We start from the raw sequence: 3,713 nt of genomic DNA, 5'->3' as shown, positions 1-3,713 counted from the left end.
GCCGACCTGGGGCGACGAGGCGCTGTACCGGCAGTGCCTGCTCGACTTCGTGCGCGAGCACGGCGACGCGGCCCGCGAGATGGCCGCGGCCGACACGCCGGCCGCCGCCGCGGCGCTGGCCCACAAGCTCAACGGCGCCGCGGCGCAACTGGCGCTGACCGACGTGAGCGCCCGCGCCGAGGAGGCGGAGCTGGTCTACCGCACGGGGCTGTCGCCGCAGGCCACGCTGTCGGCGCTGCAGGCGGCGCTGGATACGGCGCGGGCGTCGATACGCGGGTACGCGGGCGGGGGCTGAGGCGGCGGGAGCCTTGGGGAGAGTCAACGGGCCAGGCAGGAGCGTTGGCCCGCTCAGCGCCCGCCGCGCGCGGCCCAGCGCGCCACGATGGCGTGCAGCGCGTCCAGCCCGTCGGTGAGCGCGGCCGGGCCGGGCTGCAGGATGAGGGGCGACTTCACTTCGTGCAGCTCGCCGTCGCGCACGGCCGGCACGTCCTGCCAGCCGGGACGCGCGGCCACGGCCTCGGGGCGGAATTTCTTTCCGCACCAGGAGCCGATGATGATGTCCGGCCGCCGCGCCACCACCTCCAGCGGGTCGGCCACGATGCGATCGCGCCCAAGGGGGGCCGCGGCGCGCTCGGGGAAGATGTCGTCGCCGCCGGCGATGCCGATCAGCTCGCTGACCCAGCGTATGGCGCTGATCTGCGGCGCGTCCCACTCCTCGAAGTACACGCGCGGGCGCCGCGGCAGCCGCGCGGCGGCCTCGCGCACGGCGCGCACGCGCGCCTCCAGCGCCGCCGCGTAGGCCTCGGCCCGCTGCGCCGCGCCCACCAGCGCGCCCAACCGGCGCACGTAGCCCAGGATGCCCGCGACGCTGCGGTGGTTGGCGATCCACACCTCCACGCCCGCCTTCACCAGCGCCTGCGCGATGTCGGCCTGCATGTCGGAAAAGCCGATGGCCAGGTCCGGCCGCAGCGCCAGGATGCGGTCGACCTTGGCGCTGGTGAAGGCCGAGACGCGCGGCTTTTCCTGCCGTGCCCGCGGCGGGCGCACGGTGAAGCCGGAAATGCCCACGATGCGCCGCTCCTCGCCCAGGGCGTAGAGCAGCTCGGTGGGCTCCTCGGTCAGGCAGACGATGCGCCCGGGGCGCCCGCCGGTGTCCAGGCAGTCCAGGGCGTGCGGTGTTTCAGTTTCAGGAACAGGGGGCGTCGGTGTGGTGGCGGCTGCGGCGTTCATGCGCCGGCATTGTCAGGCCGCCTGCGGCGCCCACTGCGAGGCCGGCACGGGGCGGCCCCAGAGAAAGCCCTGGAAGTACGGGCAGCCGTGGCGGACCAGGAAGTCCTGCTGCAGCGCGTTTTCCACGCCCTCGGCCACGACCTTGAGCGAGAGGCTGCGCGCCAGCAGCAGGATGGTCTGCACGATGCTCGCGTCGTTGGCGTCGCCCAGCACGTCCTCGATGAAGGAGCGGTCTATCTTGATCTCGTCCAGCGGCAACTGCTTCAGGTAGGCCAGCGACGAGTAGCCGGTGCCGAAGTCGTCGATGGAAAAGCGCACGCCGCGCGCGCGCAGCGTGCGCATCTTGCGCACCACCTCGTCCACGTCGCCGAGCAGCAGGCTCTCGGTGAGCTCCAGCTTGAGCAGGTTGGCGTCGGCGCCGGTGCGCTGGAGCGTGTCCAGCACCTGGCGCACGAAGTCGCCCTGGTGGAACTGGCGGGCGCTGACGTTGACCGAGAGCGTGAGGCCGCGCGTGGCCGCGTCGGCCTGCCAGGCCACGAGCTGGCGGCAGGCCGTCTCCAGCACCTGCTGGCCCACGGCGACGATGAGCCCGTTCTGCTCGGCCAGCGGTATGAACTCCGCCGGCGGCACCAGGCCACGCTGCGGGTGGCGCCAGCGCACCAGCGCCTCCGCGCCCACGCGCCGTCCTTGGGCGTCCACCACGGGCTGCAGGTACACGTCGAGCTCGCCGCGCTCCAGGCCCAGGCGCAACTGCGCGGCCAGCGCCGCGCGCGCGAGCACGGTTTCCTGCATCACCGGGTCGAAGAAGCGCTGCGTGTTGCGCCCGGCGTCCTTGGCCTGGTACATGGCGAAGTCGGCGCGCTTGAGCATCTCGTCGGCCGTGTCGTCGGGGTAGCCGAACAGGGCCACGCCCAAGCTGCAGCTGGTCAGGTGCAGCGCGCCGTCCAGGGCGTAGGGGCGCGAGAGCGCCTTGAGCAGCTTGGCGCCCAGCGCCTCGGCGGCGGTGGCGGCCTTCAGCGGCTCATGCCCCAGGTCTTCGGCAATCACCACGAACTCGTCGCCGCCCATGCGCGCGGCCGTGTCGTTGCCGCGCAGGGTGGCTTGCAGCCGCTGCGCCACCTGCAGCAGCAGCGCGTCGCCGCTGGCGTGGCCCAGGGTGTCGTTGAGCTCCTTGAAGTGGTCCAGATCCAGGAACATCAGCGCGCCGAACTGCGCGTTGCGCCGGCCCAGCGCGATGGCGTGCTGCAGCCGGTCGAACATCAGCCGCCGGTTGGGCAGCCCGGTGAGCGCGTCGTAGAAGGCCAGGCGCTGCGTGAGCTCCTCGGCGGTCTTGCGCTCGGTGACGTCGCACAGGCTGCCCACCATGCGCAGCGGGCGGCCCTCGCCGTCGCGCTCGACCACGTCGCCGCGGTCCAGCACCCAGATCACACTGCCGTCGCCGCGGCGCATGCGGTGCTCGTGGCGGTAGGGGCCGTGGCCGTCCAGGCATTGCTGCATCGCGTCGGTGACGGCGGCGTAGTCCTCCGGCAGGAGGCAGGCCTCGAAGTCGGCGATGGTGCCGGTGAGCTGCGTGGGCTGCAGGCCCAGCAGCTCGTACCAGCGCTGGTTGTGCTGCAGCGCGTTGCTGCGCAGGTCCCAGTCCCACACGCCCTCGCCCGTGGCGCCCAGCACGTGGCTCAGGCGCCGCTCGCTTTGCTGCACCTGCTCCTGTGCGCGGCGCACGTCGGTGATGTCGTGGGCGATGACGAGGATGCGCGGCAGCCCGTCGTCGCCCACGAAGGGCTTCTTGATGGACTTGAACCAGCGCTTGCGCCCGGTGCGCGCGTCGATGGACTCCTCGATGACGGTCTCGGTGCGCCCGCGCGCCATGATCTCCAGCACGTCGGCGCGTATCTGGTCAGCCTGCTCGCGCGTGGCGCTGAAGTGGCCTTCGTGGCGGCCCACCATGGCCTGCGGCGTGGTGCCGTGGAAATCGGCCACGGGCTGGTTGCAAAGCAGGAAGTTGCCCTGGTGGTCCTTGAGGACGATGAAGTCCGGCGACTCGTCCAGCACCGTGCGCAGCAGCGTTTCCTGCACGCTCAGGTGCTGGTGGACGTCGCAGGCCTCGCGGGCACTGCAGTCCAGCGCCTGCACGCGGGCCTGGAGAGCGTCCACCTGGCGGCGCAGCCTGGCGGCGTCGGACGGGCCATGGTCCTGGTTCACGGCGTCCAAATCCCCGGCAGCGACGTCGTTCACGGTGTCTTTCCTCACCGGAACACGACTGGAGAGCCCGGCATCTGTTTGTTGTCCCGGCAATGCGAAAACCACCGGCGCCGCGCTGTTGGAAGTCGGTCTGGTGCGCGCGCGGGGCCATTGTCATTGACGGCGCGCAAGCGCCGGCCCGCAAGCGCCGTTCAAAACGTGAAGCCGCGCACGCTTTGAGCCGCCTTGCGACGGCCGGAGCTTCAGCGGCGGGCCGGCGCGGTGTGGGCCCTGTCTCTTAT

3 protein-coding genes are annotated in these 3,713 nt (G+C 72.1%); 1 reads left to right on the top strand and 2 read right to left on the bottom strand.

Annotation, left to right across the window (positions count from 1 at the left end; all coding sequences use genetic code 11):
* A partial coding sequence (locus SM757_RS34545) for an Hpt domain-containing protein (protein ID WP_322468799.1) occupies positions 1-295 on the top strand: 295 nt, incomplete at its 5' end.
* 53 nt (positions 296-348) lie between these two features.
* Here the strand turns inward: SM757_RS34545 and SM757_RS34540 are convergent.
* Entirely contained in the window at positions 349-1,230 is an 882-nt protein-coding gene (locus SM757_RS34540) for an ABC transporter substrate-binding protein (protein WP_322468798.1), read from the bottom strand.
* A 12-nt stretch (positions 1,231-1,242) separates the two neighbouring features.
* A complete protein-coding gene (locus tag SM757_RS34535) occupies positions 1,243-3,465 on the bottom strand; it encodes a putative bifunctional diguanylate cyclase/phosphodiesterase (protein WP_066343398.1) in 2,223 nt (740 codons plus the stop codon).
* Positions 3,466-3,713: the final 248 nt, after the last annotated feature.

Origin of the sequence: Azohydromonas lata (assembly GCF_034427735.1) — a bacterium.
Lineage (GTDB): Bacteria > Pseudomonadota > Gammaproteobacteria > Burkholderiales > Burkholderiaceae_C > Azohydromonas > Azohydromonas lata.
Note: the sequence above shows the minus strand (reverse complement) of the source record. Positions and strands in the feature narration are given on the sequence as shown.

Bases quoted from the DNA above. Each gene is read 5' to 3' on its own strand.
- SM757_RS34540 (WP_322468798.1), bottom strand. From the start codon at position 1,230: ATGAACGCCGCAGCCGCCACCACACCGACGCCCCCTGTTCCTGAAACT.